At 56.8% G+C, this 15,982-nt stretch carries 19 protein-coding genes; 7 read left to right on the top strand and 12 right to left on the bottom strand.

What is annotated here, in order from left to right; translation table 11 throughout:
* The first annotated feature begins 211 nt into the window (after positions 1–211).
* Together BM216_RS27290 and BM216_RS35110 are read left to right on the top strand one after the other, a co-directional pair.
* On the top strand, positions 212–475 hold the full coding sequence (locus BM216_RS27290) for a type II toxin-antitoxin system RelB/DinJ family antitoxin (RefSeq protein ID WP_093002552.1): 264 nt from the start codon (positions 212–214) through the stop codon (positions 473–475).
* Positions 450–797 carry a type II toxin-antitoxin system YafQ family toxin gene (locus BM216_RS35110; RefSeq protein WP_348272020.1) on the top strand — a complete coding sequence of 116 codons (348 nt, stop codon included), beginning with the start codon at positions 450–452 and terminating at the stop codon, positions 795–797. Before BM216_RS27290 ends, BM216_RS35110 begins: the two co-directional genes overlap by 26 nt.
* 196 nt (positions 798–993) lie before the next feature.
* Here BM216_RS35110 and BM216_RS27280 read toward each other — a convergent pair whose 3' ends face one another.
* Together BM216_RS27280 and BM216_RS34220 are read right to left on the bottom strand one after the other, a co-directional pair.
* Positions 994–1,182, bottom strand: coding sequence for a hypothetical protein (locus BM216_RS27280; RefSeq protein WP_093002548.1), 189 nt, complete (start codon positions 1,180–1,182; stop codon positions 994–996).
* Positions 1,183–1,251: 69 nt separating this feature from the next.
* A complete protein-coding gene (locus BM216_RS34220) occupies positions 1,252–1,392 on the bottom strand; it encodes a hypothetical protein (protein ID WP_177230935.1) in 141 nt (46 codons plus the stop codon).
* A 305-nt stretch (positions 1,393–1,697) separates the two neighbouring features.
* On the opposite strand from BM216_RS34220, the gene BM216_RS27275 reads away from it, so the two are divergent.
* The 3 genes from BM216_RS27275 to BM216_RS27265 all read left to right on the top strand — a co-directional run bounded on the left by BM216_RS27275 (position 1,698) and on the right by BM216_RS27265 (position 3,807).
* Entirely contained in the window at positions 1,698–2,294 is a 597-nt protein-coding gene (locus BM216_RS27275; RefSeq protein WP_093002546.1) for an alpha/beta hydrolase, read from the top strand.
* 35 nt (positions 2,295–2,329) lie between these two features.
* Positions 2,330–3,199, top strand: a complete 870-nt coding sequence (locus BM216_RS27270) for a hypothetical protein (RefSeq protein WP_093002741.1) — start codon at positions 2,330–2,332, stop codon at positions 3,197–3,199.
* Positions 3,200–3,279: 80 nt separating this feature from the next.
* Positions 3,280–3,807: a DUF4142 domain-containing protein gene (locus BM216_RS27265; protein WP_093002544.1), complete on the top strand. Its 528-nt coding sequence runs from the start codon at positions 3,280–3,282 to the stop codon at positions 3,805–3,807.
* 61 nt (positions 3,808–3,868) lie between these two features.
* Here BM216_RS27265 and BM216_RS27260 read toward each other — a convergent pair whose 3' ends face one another.
* The 4 genes from BM216_RS27260 to BM216_RS27245 form a co-directional block, all read right to left on the bottom strand.
* Positions 3,869–4,126: a DUF982 domain-containing protein gene (locus BM216_RS27260; RefSeq protein WP_093002542.1), complete on the bottom strand. Its 258-nt coding sequence runs from the start codon at positions 4,124–4,126 to the stop codon at positions 3,869–3,871.
* Between the two features lie 432 nt (positions 4,127–4,558).
* Complete coding sequence (catE, locus tag BM216_RS27255; RefSeq protein ID WP_093002540.1) at positions 4,559–6,691, bottom strand: catalase; 2,133 nt, start codon at positions 6,689–6,691, stop codon at positions 4,559–4,561.
* 67 nt (positions 6,692–6,758) lie between these two features.
* Positions 6,759–7,259, bottom strand: a complete 501-nt coding sequence (locus BM216_RS27250) for a YciE/YciF ferroxidase family protein (protein WP_093002538.1) — start codon at positions 7,257–7,259, stop codon at positions 6,759–6,761.
* 145 nt (positions 7,260–7,404) lie between these two features.
* On the bottom strand, positions 7,405–7,803 hold the full coding sequence (locus BM216_RS27245; RefSeq protein WP_093002537.1) for a hypothetical protein: 399 nt from the start codon (positions 7,801–7,803) through the stop codon (positions 7,405–7,407).
* Between the two features lie 703 nt (positions 7,804–8,506).
* On the opposite strand from BM216_RS27245, the gene BM216_RS27240 reads away from it, so the two are divergent.
* Both BM216_RS27240 and msrA read left to right on the top strand, forming a co-directional pair.
* Positions 8,507–9,031 (top strand): CYTH domain-containing protein, encoded by a 525-nt coding sequence (locus BM216_RS27240; RefSeq protein WP_093002535.1) that lies wholly within the window; start codon positions 8,507–8,509, stop codon positions 9,029–9,031.
* Between the two features lie 104 nt (positions 9,032–9,135).
* On the top strand, positions 9,136–9,648 hold the full coding sequence (msrA, locus tag BM216_RS27235) for a peptide-methionine (S)-S-oxide reductase MsrA (RefSeq protein ID WP_093002533.1): 513 nt from the start codon (positions 9,136–9,138) through the stop codon (positions 9,646–9,648).
* Between the two features lie 584 nt (positions 9,649–10,232).
* Here the strand turns inward: msrA and BM216_RS27230 are convergent.
* The 6 genes from BM216_RS27230 to BM216_RS27200 all read right to left on the bottom strand — a co-directional run bounded on the left by BM216_RS27230 (position 10,233) and on the right by BM216_RS27200 (position 15,690).
* The gene (locus BM216_RS27230) at positions 10,233–10,466 is read right to left on the bottom strand and encodes a hypothetical protein (protein ID WP_093002531.1); all 234 of its coding nucleotides are present in this window, start codon (positions 10,464–10,466) and stop codon (positions 10,233–10,235) included.
* A 176-nt stretch (positions 10,467–10,642) separates the two neighbouring features.
* On the bottom strand, positions 10,643–10,954 hold the full coding sequence (locus BM216_RS27225) for an ArsR/SmtB family transcription factor (RefSeq protein ID WP_244530353.1): 312 nt from the start codon (positions 10,952–10,954) through the stop codon (positions 10,643–10,645).
* Positions 10,955–11,870: 916 nt separating this feature from the next.
* Complete coding sequence (locus BM216_RS27215) at positions 11,871–12,134, bottom strand: DUF982 domain-containing protein (protein WP_093002527.1); 264 nt, start codon at positions 12,132–12,134, stop codon at positions 11,871–11,873.
* Between the two features lie 247 nt (positions 12,135–12,381).
* Positions 12,382–12,762 carry a PH domain-containing protein gene (locus BM216_RS27210; RefSeq protein WP_093002525.1) on the bottom strand — a complete coding sequence of 127 codons (381 nt, stop codon included), beginning with the start codon at positions 12,760–12,762 and terminating at the stop codon, positions 12,382–12,384.
* 1,092 nt (positions 12,763–13,854) lie between these two features.
* Positions 13,855–14,229 carry a response regulator gene (locus tag BM216_RS27205; protein WP_093002523.1) on the bottom strand — a complete coding sequence of 125 codons (375 nt, stop codon included), beginning with the start codon at positions 14,227–14,229 and terminating at the stop codon, positions 13,855–13,857.
* 21 nt (positions 14,230–14,250) lie between these two features.
* On the bottom strand, positions 14,251–15,690 hold the full coding sequence (locus BM216_RS27200) for a DUF7125 family protein (RefSeq protein WP_244530352.1): 1,440 nt from the start codon (positions 15,688–15,690) through the stop codon (positions 14,251–14,253).
* Positions 15,691–15,982 lie beyond the last annotated feature (292 nt).

The raw sequence follows: 15,982 nt of genomic DNA, 5'->3' as shown, positions 1-15,982 counted from the left end.
TAGCAACTGCCACTGGGCATGAGACTTACCGTTTCATCGGGTTTTAGATATCAACCTCTTCCCGGATTAACCCGCTCTGCTCATGGACCCGATGACTGGGGCTATCGATTCCTAGCATTGAGATCCAGTGCCGCCGCGAACTTGAAAATGATGCTCAATTGAGCTACATACGTGTAGATAGAATTGTAAGAAAGATTCGGCAAATGCGTATGTGCGAGCCCGCATCGATCCTTCGGTGAAAGAGGGTGCCACCTTAGTGCTTGATAGTCTGGGCCTAACTCCCTCGGATATCATCCGTATAGTAATGACCCGAATCCACCGTGATAAGGCTCTCCCGGTAGAATTGACCCGTCCCAACGCGAGAACAATCGCTGCGATGGAAGAGGCGAGAGCTATCAAGGCTGGCCACGGCAAGGTATTCGACAGCGCAGACGAACTGTTCAGTTCTCTTGAGGGCCGCAAGGTTGCCAAGTAACAAGCGGTCGAGGCCCGCTTCGACAAAACGGGCCTCGCTTCCACGGGTCTCTAGTCATTCAAAGCAGTTTCTGAAAGACCGGGAGCGAATGTCACGGTCCGGACGGTACGACATGGGAGCGTTGAAAACTCTCATGCTTCTTTTGATGGCAAATGATGCTCCACTTCCGCCGGAATACAAAGATCACGAACTAAACGGGGAATGGGATGATCACCGCGAGTGCCATGTTGGCGGAGATTTTCTTCTCATCTATAGCGTTGAGGAAAAGAAGAACCTAATCGTATTTGTAGCGACTGGCACACACGCCGAGCTATTCGAATGAGATCAGGGAGCCGACATAGGCATTTTCAATGCCTATGTCGTTTATTTGGCAACAAAAAGCTTCGCCACGAGATGGTTGTAGTTGCTCCATAATTCCGAAAAACTGCCGCCCGGGATTTATACGGCAATCCTATAGTCTCGGTATCTTTCGACGTGGCAAGGCCTGTCGTCGTTCTCATTTTCTTGACGAACCACTTTTATCGAAGCACGCTTTCGATGCGCTGGACGTAGTTTGCTGGCCCGCCGCCGTTCTCGGCACTGACAATCTCGTGTGTAGTGAGGCCCGTCGCAATCGCGAGATCCTCCAGGCTATATCCTTTGGCGAGGCGTCGCGAGGCCAGGCTATCATCGGCGCGTGCAAGCTGGGGATTGGATGTGTGACCCATATGGAAACTCCGGTCTAGTTGGTCTTGAGCTCGGGAGAGATAAGGCTGGTCCATTCGAAGAATGGGAGGCTATTTTGGAGAAGCACCGGAGGCGGCAATCCGAAGCGCGCGTAGCTTGGCGCTCTTTTCTTCACGGCGGAGTCGCTCCTCCTCAGCCGCTTCCTGCGCCACCTTGTTCGTATGCTCGAATGCTGCCGCGCGTTCTTCCACGGTCAGAGTCCTGCGGATCCTGCTTACCATGTCATCATCTTCACGTTCTGTAAGGGTTACCTCCTAACTGGTTGAGCGCGCACGTAACTTCAACTGCATAGGATGAATGACAGGTATCTCCCTGGTGCATGAGTGCCGCCTTGCATACGGGCTTTGCAAGCACCACCTAAACCATGCCGCCCCGCAATCAGCGCAGCCTCCGCAGCGACCTCTCCGTCGCGCGTCGATGACTGTGCGCGGGGTAGGGCGCTCCCGGCAACGGTCGAGCGCCCTTGGCGTGTCTTCCCCCCAACAGCAGGATCGGCATGATAGCGCAGGATAGTCTCGTCATCTTCTTCCACGGCATCGGTGCCTCCGGCGCACAGTTGATGCCGCTTGCCAGTTCATGGCGTTCCGCGCTCCCCGGTGCACGCTTCGCCGCCCCGGATGCTCCGTTCACACAATGGCGGGGGCATCAGTGGTTCCGTATTGACGGCAATCCGCTTGCTCCCGAGAACATTCGATCCGCGCGTGAAGGCTTCGACCAAGTCGTCACCGACATCGTCAGGAGAGAAGGGTTCGAAGGCTCCCGTGAGCGTATCGCCTTCGTCGGCGTTTCGCAGGGTGCCATCGTAGCGCTCGATGCCGTCTCTTCCGGCCGATGGCAGGTGGGCGCGCTCGTCTCCTTCGCGGGCCTTCTCGCACCGATGCAGATTTCCTCCGAAAGCAACCGGACACCCATCCTGTTGCTCCACGGGAAGGATGACCAAACGATTCCTGCGGTAGCGTCCACTATGGCTGCCACCCAGCTCGGCGCGGTAGGATTCCATGTTGAACTCGATATCCTCCCGGCCGTCGGCCATACAATCTCGCCCGGCGGTGCGGAGAGAGCGCTCCACTTCCTGCAGAAGTCGCTCTTGTGATGGAAACTGCAGCCTTCGACGGACGTTTCCTGGAAATGGCAGGTGAAGCTGACAAAGAGACGGGATCCCATCCCGAGCCGGAAACGGTGTCGTTCGCGTTTGACCGGCTGACTGTCGCGCGATTCCGCGAGACATTCCCCCGTGCCCGCTGGAGCGATAGCCTTCAAGCGTGGACGGTGCCCGGGACGACCGCCCGGCGCCGTATCGAACACTGGTTGGCGAGCGAAGCTGCCCGAAGGACCCCCTACGAGGAAGAGCGCGGTCGCGACGCCTATCAATTCGAACCCATTCTCAGCCCATACCTGTCAGTCTACGACCGCGGCTTTCGCATCCGCACACCGTATTCGCGAACTGTCGTCGAAGAGCTGAGACAGATCCCGTTCGCGCGGTGGAATGACGACGAAAAGGCATGGGAGGTTCCATACGCCTCCTACGACGAACTGCAGCACCGATGGGAGACGATCGAGGAGGCCGCGAAACGGAACGAGCCCGAGGAACGCCGCAAGCGTGCCGAAGCCAGGAGGGGGACCGAGGAGGAAGCGCAGTCGAAGCGCCGGTCCATGGAGCGCCGCAAAAAGCGCCTGCCGGTACCGAGCGATGACCTGCCACCACCTGACCGTCCCATTGCGACTACCAGGTACGGTATCGTCATCATCACCGAGACGACGGGCGAACTGGTCGATGCAGATGAGGTCGCCGAATTCTATCCGCATGCCGGCGACAAATACATCTGGGCCACATGGCGCGTGCCGACCGCAGACGAACTGGTGCACACATGGCCCGCACGAGCCGAGCCTGGAGAGTATGAGCGGGGCCGTGGCTGGTGGCAGCCGACGCTCGAGGAGCTCCGCGACGCTCGACGAAAAGTGAAACGACGGCAGCGACACGAGCCCGGTTCCGGGTGATTAATCTTTCGTCAAAAACGTTTAACGGGAACCCACGGCGGAATTCCGGGTTGTAGGCGCGAAACAACAGGAGAGACCTCATGAAAAAGATCCTAATCGCCTCCGCATTCGTACTGACGGCTTCCGGCGCGTTCGCCCAGTCCGCCACGGAATCGACCGGCGTAAACTCGGCGCTCGGTGTCGCGCCGAAGACCGAAGACTTCATCCTTCAGGCGTCCGCCAGCGATATGTTCGAGATCGAGTCCAGCAAGCTTGCGCTTCAGAAGGGTGACGAACCCACCAAGGCGTTCGCGCAGCAGATGATCACCGGGCACGAGAAGACCACTGCCGAGCTCAAGGCGCTGCTGACCAGCGGCAAGGTGCAAGGCAATCCGGTCACGGCCCTGACTGAAGACCACAAGGAAGAGGTCGATGAACTCGCCAAGCTGGACGGCGCTGAGTTCAACGAGGAATACATCGACGATCAGGTGGAAGCCCATGAAGATGCCGTCGATCTGTTCAAGCGCTACGCCGAAGAAGGCGAGAACGCCGATCTGAAAGCCTGGGCTGCGAAGACGCTGCCGGCGCTTGAGCATCACTACAAGATGGCTCAGGATCTCGACAAGTAATCTACCTGGTTAGATAATGCGAATGAGCATTGGGCAATCCTGCCCAATGCTCTAATGCCTTTTAATGTCGACGCAGATCGAACTGTTTGCGAGCTTCCGTGGCAGCCGCTTCGAAAGCAATTCGCGCTTCATCGATCGTCCTGTGACCGGCGAGCGCTCCGCGGCAAGCACTGCGGGCCCGGACGAAATCAATTCCCTGCGCAGCAGGCCAGTTTTCCGTCATGTGCGCGAGCGCCTCAAACGGACCGTTGACCCTGTGCGAACCGGACGGGAAAGCAATTTCCACAGGCTCATTCCATCGTACGTTTGGACCAGACATTTGTTTAACTCCCTACAGATTTGCCGCAAGAGAACGTCGCACCACGGGGCAAGTTCCCCTCGATGCGCGAATATTAGTCAAATGGTATGAAAGAGCGCATGCGTTGCACGCTACCAGCACCACGAATATCGAAGACTGCCTAAACTGTTGCCAGTCTCAGCTTCCTATCTTCAAATATCCACCCAGGTTTGCCGCCGACAACCGTAATCCTCGCGCCAGCTCTCGGCGAGCAGATGCGCCAAGGTCAGCCCGCCCGAAACGCTGCATAATGCAAGCGGAGGCCTTGCTTTCAAGGGGGGGCGCGTAGGATCTACCCACCGCAGCCGGACTGGTCGGCCTCCGCAAAATAGGTGCTAGCCGCCACCCGTCGTCTCTGTCCAGCAATTCCGGATGGCCGGCACGGGGAGAAGCCCCGTGCCGGTCAATTTTAGATCACGCGACAGGCGTCGAGGTCTGGCCAAGTTTCACTGAGGGCTCCCGCCCCCACACTCGAAGCTTGCCAAGCTCTGCGACAAACGCTGTCAGCGCTGCCGCGCTCGAGAGTTCCAGGACGCCTTCATCCATGTCCTTTGCGATGCCAGCCTTTTCAAGAAGAGATAGGGCGGCGCCGTTATAGCCGATGAACTTGCAGTGCTGGAATGCGTCCGCCACGAAATCGCGTGCCGTTGCCTCTTTCACCAGGTCCTCGACACCCGCTTCGGAGACGAGCAGTGCCACGGCATCGAACAATACCGAGGGGCCGCCATCGATCATGTGCTGCGCGACGATGAAAGTGCCGTCTGACGCTGTCACGCCGCCTACCTTGGGGGCGACGAGCTCAACTACCCCCTTTTCCTTTAAAACTGCGCTTATCAGACCGTTGAGCAGTTTCGCATCGACGCCGTCAGTGACGAGAAGGCCGAGCTTACGCCCCTCGAACCTCTTCGGCCCGCGCTCGACAATGCTCAGAGCGGGCGAGGGTTCGAGATCCTGTCTGGTGGCTACAGCTGAAGACGCAGCCTTCGGCACGCTGCTCATTCCCAACCGATGAGCGACTTCCGATGCAAGCGTTTCGTCGATGTTGACCAAGTGGGAAACCATGCGCTCGCGGATCGCGACGGTCTCGACTTTGCTTAATTCAAAGGTGAGCGCCATGATGATATGACGCTGTTCCGGTGGTGTCTGACTGATGAAAAACTGCCGCGCCTGGCTGTAATGGTCGGCGAAGCTCTCAGGACGAAGCTGAACCTTGGTGCCGGTTTCTTCCGCTGGGAAATGGCGGTAGCCGCGAGCCTTGCTCTCTCGCGGGCCTTCCCCGAACGAGTTTGGCTCATAGTTGATCCGACCGACCGGGTTGCGCATCGCCATGTGGCCGTCCTGCTGGAAATGCGCGAAGGGACACTTGGGGGCATTGATCGGCAGGTGAGTGAAATTGGGGCCGCCCAGGCGTTTAAGCTGGGTATCGAGATAAGAGAAATTGCGGCCCTGAAGCAGAGGATCGTTGCTGAAGCCGATTCCCGGCGGCACGTTCTGGGTCATGAAGGCGACCTGCTCGGTTTCCGCAAAGAAATTATCCGGCATGCGGTCCAGAACAAGCCGTCCGATCGGCTTCACAGGCAGGACCTCCTCCGGAATGATCTTGGTCGGATCGAGAATGTCGAAATCGAAGCTGTCCGCAAATTCCTGATCAAAGAGCTGAACCCCGAGCTCCCATTCTGGAAACTCGCCAGACTGGATCGCTTGCCACAAATCTCGACGGTGGAAGTCAGGGTCCGCACCGTTGATCTTGACTGCCTCGTTCCACGCGACAGACTGCAGGCCGAGCTTCGGCTTCCAGTGAAACTTCACGAAGGTGGACTCTTCTTTGTCGTTGATGAAGCGGAAGGTGTGGACGCCGAATCCTTCCATGAAGCGGAGCGATCGCGGGATCGTCCGATCCGACATGATCCACATAACCATGTGCATGCTCTCGGGCGTCAGGCTGATGAAATCCCAGAAGTTGTCATGTGCCGTCTGGGCTTGCGGAAAGGCGCGGTCGGGCTCCTGCTTTGCCGCATGAATGAGATCAGGAAACTTGATCGCATCCTGGATGAAGAACACCGGGATGTTATTGCCGACCAGATCCCAGTTGCCTTCTTTGGTGTACATCTTGACGGCGAAGCCGCGCACATCGCGCGCGAGATCCGCCGAGCCCTTGTTACCGGCAACCGTGGAGAACCTGACGAAAACCGGTGTCTTCTCTCCGGCGCGCTGGAACACATCGGCGCGGGTATATTTGGCAAGAGAGTCATACGTCTCGAAAAAACCGTGCGCGCCATATCCCCGCGCGTGAACGACCCGCTCCGGGATTCGCTCGTGATCGAAATGGAAAATCTTTTCCCGGAAGTGGAAATCCTCCATTAGAGCCGGGCCCCGGGGCCCCACACGCAATGTATTCTGATCGTCGGCGACCGGAGTGCCCTGCGATGTCGTCAGCACGTCGAAGCCATCTTCCGCCGTCTGGTGGAGTTCGCCGCCCTGACCGCGGGATATCGTCTGATCGTGAATAACGACTTGTTCGGTGGGTGATTTTGTCTGCTTGGCCATATGCCGGTCCTCGAGTTGGAAAACTAAAAAAGGCCGCCCTGTGGGCAGCCTTTCACTTTTAGGTCGGTCAGGCAGCTTTCTTGCCCTTGCTGTTGGCTGAGGCTTTCGCAAGAGCGGTCAGCTTCTTGTCGGTCGCTACCTCTTCAGACAAGTTCTCTTCCAAAAGCGGTATCGCGTCGTTCAGGCCGAGCTGCTTGGCCCACTCGATCAGCGTGCCATAGCGTGCAATCTCGTAATGTTCGACTGCCTGAGCGGACGAAATGAGGCCGGCATCGAGCGCGGGCGAGCCACTGAATTCTTCGATAATCTCTTCGCCTTCGGCGATGATGCCCTGGATCGCCTCGCAGGTTTTGCCACGCGCCGACTTGCCAAGAAGCTCGAACACCTGCTCGAGGCGCTCGATTTGGCCCTGCGTTTCCTCGCGATGGTGCAAGAATCCTTGTTTGCCTTCTTCGGACTGCGAGGCGCGGGCCATCTTAGGCAGCGCCTTCAGGATCTGCTTTTCCGCAAAGTAGATGTCCTTCAGGGTGTCGAGAAACAGGTCGTCGAGAGTTTTGGCGCTAGCCATAGTCGTCCTCCGTCGATGTTGATATAGTTTAAAAGGTGCGCGCGGGGGGCCACACCACTAACCTCGGGAAAATGGTGGTCGTCAGAAACGGTTCCTGTACGGCAGCGTACAAGGAACCCTCAGAAGAACGTGGCGCCCGGGCTAATCACCGGCTCAGGCCAAAAAGAAAGCCCGCCAAAGAGGCGATTCCGACAGCCCGCCATGGATTGTTCCGGATCCGGCTGCGGATGTCGGCTGCCGTTCGATCTCGAATGCTGTCGATCTGATCCCGCGCTGCCGCAACATGCTCGCGGGTTTCGACATAGGGACTATTGCGGTTTTCCAGTATTGCTTCCAAAGCCTCGTCGACTCGCGGCGCATCTGACGCGGTATCTTCATCCTGGCTCACCAATGTTGCCCCAGCGGGAAACGACTTACCCGCCGAGACCGGATCGGATGCCAGCAACGTATCCTCCGGCCCTTCTTGCAAAGGATCTGGATCGAAGCGTTGCGAAGCCTGTTCGTTTTGGAGGGAGTTGACAGCCGGAGACTTGCTGTTCGCCATTTTCTTGTCCTCTCGATAGTGACTGCCGGTGCAACATTTTTCGAGACCGGAGGTTCCGGGCTGGCTTGGTGGAGAGCGTAGGCATCGCGCGTTTCTTGTTCGTCTGCGTCGAGATCTTCTGCGCTACACGCTAAATGCCGCGAGCGTTTAGCGTGATGATCTCAATGATCTTGCGAAATAAGACGAGGATGCGACTGAAAGCGAACTTCAGGAGAAAGGCCCGGAGTAAATGAATGGCCTATGAACTGAGCAAGGAAAGGCCGGTCTTTTCGACAAAAATGTCGGGCGGTTAGGCCGCGCCAAGCCGTAAAGCTTCGATAATTGCCCAAGTTTATATCGATCAGTAGGAGGGCGATCGCTCCATGGAGAGGCCGTCCTGATGGTAGGCTGCCGTTTTGCATTAGACTGAGCGACGTTTCCAAGGACAGGAGAAGACAGCAAAGTCGCACTGTTCTTTTCGGACAGCCCATAGAATTAGCCGACCGCTACAGCCTTACATGGCGGCCGCCAGCAGAACGACCATTCCGCCAACCCAGGTAGTGGTTAGGACCGTGCTTCCGATGAGATACAACTTGATATCCATTGTTTCAGACCTCCATTATATTCTCTTCAACTCCTTGACGACGGTCCGCGTTCCATCGCTGCGCAGCGGAACTTTTTCCTGACAACCGCGCTATCGGACGCGAACAATGGAGGACGTCCGATGGCGTTGGAAGTCGAGCGAAAATATTTGGTAGTAAACGACACATGGAGGGGAGAGGCAGCCGCCAGCCGGCACATCGAGGATCATCTGATTGCTCGTTTCGAGGGAGGTAAGGCCAGGGTGCGGCTTTGCGAGGATCAGCCGACACTGACCCTGAAGGGGGAGCGTCATGGCGCTGCCCGCAGTGAATATCATGTCAGCCTGACGAGTGATGACGCCCAAGGTATAATCTCCGAGTTTGCAAAAGGGCCTGGGCTGGAGAAGCTGAGGCACGAGGTGAAGGTGGGAGAGCATCTTTGGCAGGTCGATGAGTATCTTGGACCGTTGCTGGGCCTTGTGACGGCTGAAATCGAGCTAGGCGCCGAAAGCGAAGACTTCGACATTCCGGAATGGACAGGTCGGGAAATCACAGGTGATACTCGACTGAGTTCTGCAGTTCTGGCTGAAGCCTCCCGGGACCCTAATGGGGCTGCTCAGATCATCACGCTTTATGGAGTGAACGCTGTCGGCGGCTCTAATGACTAAACCTCGCATCGATTTGCTTTGGCTCCCATTGTGCCACGGCGGACTGGTTCGTGTGTGCGCCAATTCCCATATCTTCCTCAGACACAGCACACAGGGAGTTAGTCATGAGTACTGAACGCGCAGTCCTGGCAGGTGGATGCTTCTGGGGAATGCAGGATCTCATTCGCCGACTCCCCGGCGTGAAATCCACCCGCGTAGGTTATACTGGAGGTTATGTCGAGAACGCGACCTACCGGAACCATGACGGTCACGCGGAAGCGATCGAGATCAACTTCGATCCAGAGATGACGAGCTTCCGCAATCTTTTGGAATTCTTCTTTCAGATCCACGACCCCAGCACGCTGAACCGCCAAGGCAACGATCTGGGGACCAGTTATCGTTCCGCAATCTTCTTCACCAACTCACAGCAGGAGATGGTCGCGAGAGATACGATCGCTGATGTTGACGCTTCCGGCATCTGGCCTGGCAAGGTCGTCACCGAGGTGACCCCTGTCGGTGAGTTCTGGGAAGCCGAGCCGGAGCACCAGGATTATCTGCAGCGCATTCCGAACGGATACACCTGTCACTTTCCGCGTCCGGGTTGGAAACTCCCGGATCGCAAGGTTGCGGCCAGCTGACAAAACGCTCGAGCGAGCCATTAGCCCTGCGCAGCGTGGCCGGCTTGGGTCTGTCCCGTTCCTGAGTAGTCCATAACCTGACCGACAGGTTCCGTCAGGCCTGCAGGTTTCTGGATAGGCATGGTGGGTCATATGCCCCACCTCATCAAGCATCTTGATTTCGGCATTGGGATGGTCGAACCGGATCCAGTCCCAGTGCCCGATGCAACGTAGTTCTGCTCCAGATGGGGTAAGCTCTGCAACCTCATTTACCCAGTCTCCCGGCCGAAGACTTTTCCAGACGATCTGCGCTATGACATCGTCTAGCCGATCCCGATGGACATGACGTACAGACTTCCTCAGCGTTGGAACTTCCGATCTAGTCTCTAAGGAGCAATTCTCGTCGCTTGTCTATGGATAGGCGCTCACATCACGGCGCGAGAACAACGTGAGAGCGCAGCACCGGTAACGTCAGAGCGGTCACCGCACTCGATAGATGGCTACTTCCTATCGCGCACGACCCGGCGAAGAACAGCGCCTGGGGCGCAGGACCGCTTCTAGCTGAAACAGTCAGCTCCATTCAAAGGATTGCCCCCTGGGAACGTCTAAGACTGATCGGGCGTGGTTTGAACGACAGGAGCAGCCGATGTTTGACTGCCCTTCGGGCCGAGCTTGCTTAAGCTAATTGCGCCGAAGTAATCATTGAGGGCCTGTCTCAAATCGGCGATGCCCAGGCCTAGCTCACTGTCGCCCGGATATTGAGCTGCTGCATAGTTTTCGATCTCGACAAAATGGTATCTGACAATATCGGCGAGGGCGGTTTTCGAAGGTTCAGACATTATAGTTCCTCTCTGACGAGGATACTTTAACCGGCGAGCAGTTTTTGTCACTGGCCCGCGCGCATCTGGGACCGGCGGAAGACGCTTTTCTAAGGGACGTTCCGGCGAAAGCTCGGGAGCGATGATTGCATGACGTATCCGCTGCGTTAACAATCCTATTCCGGCGACGGCGAAAGCTAGGCCGCGAGCTCTGAGCCGCCTCCGTCCGTCTCAGCGATGTCTGACAACACTAGGAGAATTTTCACCACCGCAGCGCTCTGGCAATAGTAGAAGATGGTTTGGGCCTCGCGACGCGTCTCCACCAGCTTCAACTCTCGCATTCGCTTAAGATGTTGGGATAGCGCGGACTGGCTCAGGTTGAGCTCCTTGGCCAGCGAACCAACGTCCCACTCACGGTCGGTGAGACGTCTGAATATCTGTAAGCGGTTGCCGTTGGCCAAAACGGACAAAAAGTCGGCAGCGGTGTCAAAGTCAAGATTTGAGGTCACAACCAGTCTCGTGCGAAGTTTCCGTAGACGCAAAGAGAACCACTCTTTCTACAGCATGCTGAGTAAGCAGTGCGGAGCAAGGTGGTTAATAAATTTTATATGACTAATGCTGAATTGTTGTAAAGCAACCATGGGGGGTGGCGCCGCCTTACTCTATCGGAGTGGATGCAGATCATCTCAAACGACTTCAGGCGCTGCAGCAGCTGCTTTTCTGCTCTTTGCCTTACCAGTATACGTCACTCGCGGCTCGGTTTGACAGGCAGGGGATGATGTTTACTCTCGGTCAGGCCTTACTACCGGCGTCAGAGACATTGGGATGCTGACGTCGACGTGTTGCGTTGGCTGGTGGACAATTTGCTGACCAAGCCTACCTAGCATTGTGCCGTTACGGCTTAGGGAGGAACTCAATGAATAGAAACGTCATTATCGGAATAGTCGTGGTCGTCGTCGTTATCCTTGCCGTCGTGCTCATGACACGAGCACCGAGTGATACGGGTACAGCGACCGCACCCGCAACTCCGCCAGCCAACACAAGCGCGCCTGCAACACCGTCACCCGCCACACCGGCAACTCCGGCGCCGTCAGCGCCCGCTCAATCGAACTAATAGTCTTAGACCTATGAATCCGAAAGAGGCCCGGTCGTTTGGACCGGGCCTCTTTGCTGCTCACCAAGAATGGTTCGTTCTCAGGAGGGCAGATGCTTTTGTTTCTGCGCAAAGAAGGAGCGGGGCGAGGCTTTTTTTATGGTCGTCGAAACCAGAGTGCATCGCTTTTCCATCTATAGGCGCCCCTGGGCAAGAAGCTGTCCAAAGAAAGTTGACGAGAGCGCATTTGGACACGCGCGCCGCCCGCCGGTGATGATTGTCCGTGCGGCGAGCCTCCATCAAGGCAACGACGGTCGCGTCCGAGATCGCCTTCAGCCGCGTTTTCTCACCATATAATCGGCATATGCGGCAACGAAGGAGTTCCGCGCGATCTCTGCATCAAGGCGGTAGCGGAGGGCATTGTTGCAATCTGCTACCGCGCTTCGGTAGGGACGACCGGTTTGCAGCCGGACATCCTCATGAAGATATTTCAAGGCTTCTCTTGGGCCGTTAATCGGCCTGTCTTTTAGTCCATCTTCCACGAAGACGACAAATTCCCACTCAAGGCCAAAGCCTACCGGTATGATCGAGTTCAAGCCATTTCCCTTCTAGAGGGTTTGAGTGCATGCCCCCGCATAATTGCAACGTATCCTAAAACCAGACGGCTGTCCGATTTAAGTAGGAGTCGCCACGACAAAAGACCTTGAGCGCGGCGCCCATACGTTCACCGGCTCCGACCGGAACCACTGTTAATGTCGTGCGTTCCGAGCCAATGGATGGCGTTCGAGCTACCGGTGCTCAATCCAACACTAGGCCTCGTCGCCATCCGCGATTTTCGGCGCTCTACGGTCGAATTATCCCAGAAGCCAGCGCCCTTTGTATTCCCCGAACGTCCGATCCTTTTTTCAAGGTCTTGCTGATTGGGAGATCGGCGCCAGAAACCCATATCTTCAATTCGGAATCCAGATCAAAGGTCCCCGCGGTCTCGACCGAGAACCGCGTTATCGAGCGATAAGGGATCGACATGTAGTCCACCTTGCTTCCCGTCATTCCCTGGATATCGACAACGATAATCCGGTGTTGCGTGAACACGAAGAAGTCTCGGATAATTTTAAACGCGAGGCCTGGTGTCTCGCCGTCGATGAGAACGCCTTCGAGCCGCTTCTGCAGGTCGACGGGATCAACGTTGGATCCATGTCCCAGAAATCCGTCAAAGATGCCCATTCGTGGTCTCCGTCACTTTCACTTCTGATCGAATGATCGCATTCGGGAAAATGTCCATAACTCTTTCGTGTTCCATGCGCCGGGCGCTGAAAGCCTGCCGTCGATAGTGGCGTAGTAGTGGCGCTAACCCATGCGACCGTAAGCGAGGGCCTCCGGTCTAAACACCGACCTCCGACGATGACGGCTTCAATCCGGCAAAAGCGGCTCAAACTTGGTTGAGAAGTTGAAGGATGGCGGCACCGGCGTGCCCGCCCAGTATCCATCGTGGGGGAAGTCGATTGCCCACCGTAATCCCGTTCAATTGGTCGAGACGCGGCAGCTCTTCAGACCACTCTTGACTTGCGAGGGCGCTAGGTAGCAGGTCAATCTACGGCCCCCTCCTCGACTTCAGGAGGTAACGTCTCTCGGGTCCGAACTCTCATCTGCGTGATCATCGAGTTTGTTTCTTTTGCAGATCATTTTGGCCGGCTGTCGGGCGCTCATTTCACTCTTGCGCCGGCGAGATCACTTCCCATCTGACCTGAACCCTCGACTATGATGACCTCCTGGTCCCTCGGCGTCGTGGTATACTCGTGAAGGGACCGTAGACGGGGGGATGCGTTACATCAGTCAGGGCGCCGCTGGCCGGCCGCCACAGGCTGATTATGGCGCAAGGGCGGTCGGCCGCTTGTGATCTCTGCCAACTGGCGCCATACCGGCATCGCGACGGGCACGAGCTGAGCTGAAGCTGAACTAAGTATCGTGTCCGCCGGAACCTGCTCGACTAAACCATGCCTCGAGTAAAAAGGACGACCCGGATCTCGTAGGACGACGACCAACAGCTTCGTTATATCGGCTATGAGCATTCAACCGAGGTGCCCGGCGAGATTATCAGCCGTCTGCTTGCCGCCTGACGCTTTGAAGCGTTTATCTAACTCGGCAGTGTCACGACAGGTTCAAGCACGACGAACCGCTGCGATCGCAGGGGGTGCGGGCAAGCTCAAGGTGAAGAAAGCCCGTAGTCAATGTGAGGGAAGGGTGCTCCAAATACCATTCGGCATCAATGATATGCGAGACGCCATCGAGCGCGTCTAATGCCTTAGAAGATTGAGGTTAGCCCAGCGCTTGAGCGCTACCAATGAGGCTGACAACGGTGGAGATGAGTTTTTTCTCCTCATAAGGCTTGTCCAATACGACATCAAAAATGTGCGGGTGGGCTCGACCTATGCTTCCCTGCGCGCCGCTCACAAGCATGATGGGAATGGATGAAAGAGCGGCATCAGCGCGCATCGCTTGCGCAAGTTCGAGCCCCGTCATCAGCGGCATCATGAAATCGGTAATGACGAGCGCCGGCGGCTTTTCCTTCACCAGCGCCAAAGCGGCCTTGCCATGAGCTGCTGTGGCAACTTCATAGCCAGCGTCTTCCAGCATCATCGCCAGAACGTCAGCGATCAGGAATTCATCCTCGGCTATGACGATCAGCGGCATACTAGCTATACGTTCCCATGTTCACACTGTCGCCTGCGCTAATCCCGTTGCGGCACCCGCAACAGGTTCAAGGGCAACTCGCACTTCCATCCCCCTTGGCCCGAAGCCGAGCTCGTGGATAACCGGTTCGAACGGCCGGTCGCGTACCTTCAAAACCGAGATGGTGCTTCTGTAACGAGAGCCGGTTTCTACATGGCGCAGCATCACCAGATTATCCAGTAGGCTGGAGACTTCCGATCCCGGGGCAGTCACTGTTGGTCCGAACAGGTCGCGTAGTTCCCAAGTCGCAATCGTGGTAACGTTCAGCGCGCGCAATTCGTTTGTCAGTGCTGCGAAAAATTCGACCATCCGCGGCTGATAGACCGCAGCGCGCTCGAAGCCTCCTAGCCCGTCAATCAACAACCGCTTCACTCCGCGTGAACGCACGGCATCAAGAAGTCGGTGCCCAAGCTTATCGAGAAGATTCTCGGTCATCGGGTTCCAAAGCATCTCAAGCGCACCGCTGTTGATCGGCGCCTCAAGATTCAGACCGAGCGTCGCTGCTTTGGCACGCAGACGGGCCGTGGTCTCGTAAAACCCGAAATGCAGCGCCGGCTCATCTTCCGTCGCCAGTGACAAGAAATTGAGGCCGAACGAGGTCTTGCCGCTTCCCGATGGTCCGAACACTAATGAGACCGACCCCTCAGGCAGGCCCCCGCCGACAAGCGCATCAAAACCGCGCGTTCCCGTCGGAACCGAACCGTGCAGGGCCTGATCAGGGACGCTGGTATGCGCAAGGACGGCCTCCATACGCGGAAATACCGAGACACCCTGGGACGTAATCTCGAACTGGTGGTAGCCGCCCAGTGCAGCCGTCCCTCTTGATTTCTTGACCTGAAGCCGCCGAACCGCGCGAACGCCGCTGAGCTCGTTATGCAGATCAATAACCCCGTCAACCATCGTGTGCTCGGGGCTTTCCTCCTCAATGCGGCTGCTCGTTAGAAACAGCACAGTGCAGCCAACGAAAGCAGCCTGGCTTTGCACTTCCGCAACGAAGGTTTTGACATCAAGCTGGGTGTCAGCTCGGTCGCGCGCGTTCAACAGTCCGTCGAAAACCAGCAGAGTGGCTCCCTGGCGCGAAATCTCCTGCCGAATGAGCTTTACGACGGCCGACAGGCCTTCTTCGCGTAAAGTCTGGAAGACACTCACATAAGTCACGTCGACGCCGAGACGTCCTGCTTGGAAAAAGTCCAAAGTTCCAAGCGCCTGAAAGAGCCGCTCGTGTGTCTCGGCAAGCAGCGTCACGTAAAGTACCTTGACGCCCCTTTCTGCTGCTCTGAAGGCAATTTGATTGGCGAAGATCGTTTTTCCTGCCCCCGGGTGGCCTTGCAGGATGTATGACGCGCTCGTTACCAGCCCGCCGCCCAGCACGACGTCCAACCCTGGAATGCCGGTTTCAAGTCTCGGAAGTGTGTGTATCACTCGTATTTTCCCGTCAACTGCCCCTGCCGCACGCTAGAAGGCTCCGCCACATTTCACAAGGCGGCAAGCTTTCGCCCCCGTTCTTGCCGTTGACTTAATTGGGATCGTTGCCGTTGTCGATGGGGCGAGGTGAAGCTAACTGCCGAGCTGAAGGCTTTTATCTCGCTCGTCTTGTTGAAGAGGCTTATGCAGTAATGTCAGTTGGAAGCCTCAGGAGCCGCATTCCACGAACTGACATCCAGCATGACAACAGCCGCCGAACCCATCGATCAGGCGAGAATATTGATTGCAT

Source organism: Rhizobium sp. NFR07 (assembly GCF_900111905.1).
Classification (GTDB): Bacteria; Pseudomonadota; Alphaproteobacteria; order Rhizobiales; family Rhizobiaceae; genus Neorhizobium.
The sequence above is the reverse complement of the archived record's forward strand: the minus strand, read 5'-3'. Positions and strand labels throughout refer to the sequence as shown.

Coding starts and splice junctions, on each gene's coding strand:
- BM216_RS27280 (WP_093002548.1), bottom strand. CDS start 1,182: ATGGGTCACACATCCAATCCCCAGCTTGCACGCGCCGATGATAGCCTG.
- BM216_RS27275 (WP_093002546.1), top strand. CDS start 1,698: ATGATAGCGCAGGATAGTCTCGTCATCTTCTTCCACGGCATCGGTGCC.
- BM216_RS27270 (WP_093002741.1), top strand. CDS start 2,330: ATGGCAGGTGAAGCTGACAAAGAGACGGGATCCCATCCCGAGCCGGAA.
- BM216_RS27265 (WP_093002544.1), top strand. CDS start 3,280: ATGAAAAAGATCCTAATCGCCTCCGCATTCGTACTGACGGCTTCCGGC.
- BM216_RS27260 (WP_093002542.1), bottom strand. CDS start 4,126: ATGTCTGGTCCAAACGTACGATGGAATGAGCCTGTGGAAATTGCTTTC.
- catE (WP_093002540.1), bottom strand. CDS start 6,691: ATGGCCAAGCAGACAAAATCACCCACCGAACAAGTCGTTATTCACGAT.
- BM216_RS27250 (WP_093002538.1), bottom strand. CDS start 7,259: ATGGCTAGCGCCAAAACTCTCGACGACCTGTTTCTCGACACCCTGAAG.
- BM216_RS27245 (WP_093002537.1), bottom strand. CDS start 7,803: ATGGCGAACAGCAAGTCTCCGGCTGTCAACTCCCTCCAAAACGAACAG.
- BM216_RS27240 (WP_093002535.1), top strand. CDS start 8,507: ATGGCGTTGGAAGTCGAGCGAAAATATTTGGTAGTAAACGACACATGG.
- msrA (WP_093002533.1), top strand. CDS start 9,136: ATGAGTACTGAACGCGCAGTCCTGGCAGGTGGATGCTTCTGGGGAATG.
- BM216_RS27230 (WP_093002531.1), bottom strand. CDS start 10,466: ATGTCTGAACCTTCGAAAACCGCCCTCGCCGATATTGTCAGATACCAT.
- BM216_RS27210 (WP_093002525.1), bottom strand. CDS start 12,762: ATGGGCATCTTTGACGGATTTCTGGGACATGGATCCAACGTTGATCCC.
- BM216_RS27205 (WP_093002523.1), bottom strand. CDS start 14,229: ATGCCGCTGATCGTCATAGCCGAGGATGAATTCCTGATCGCTGACGTT.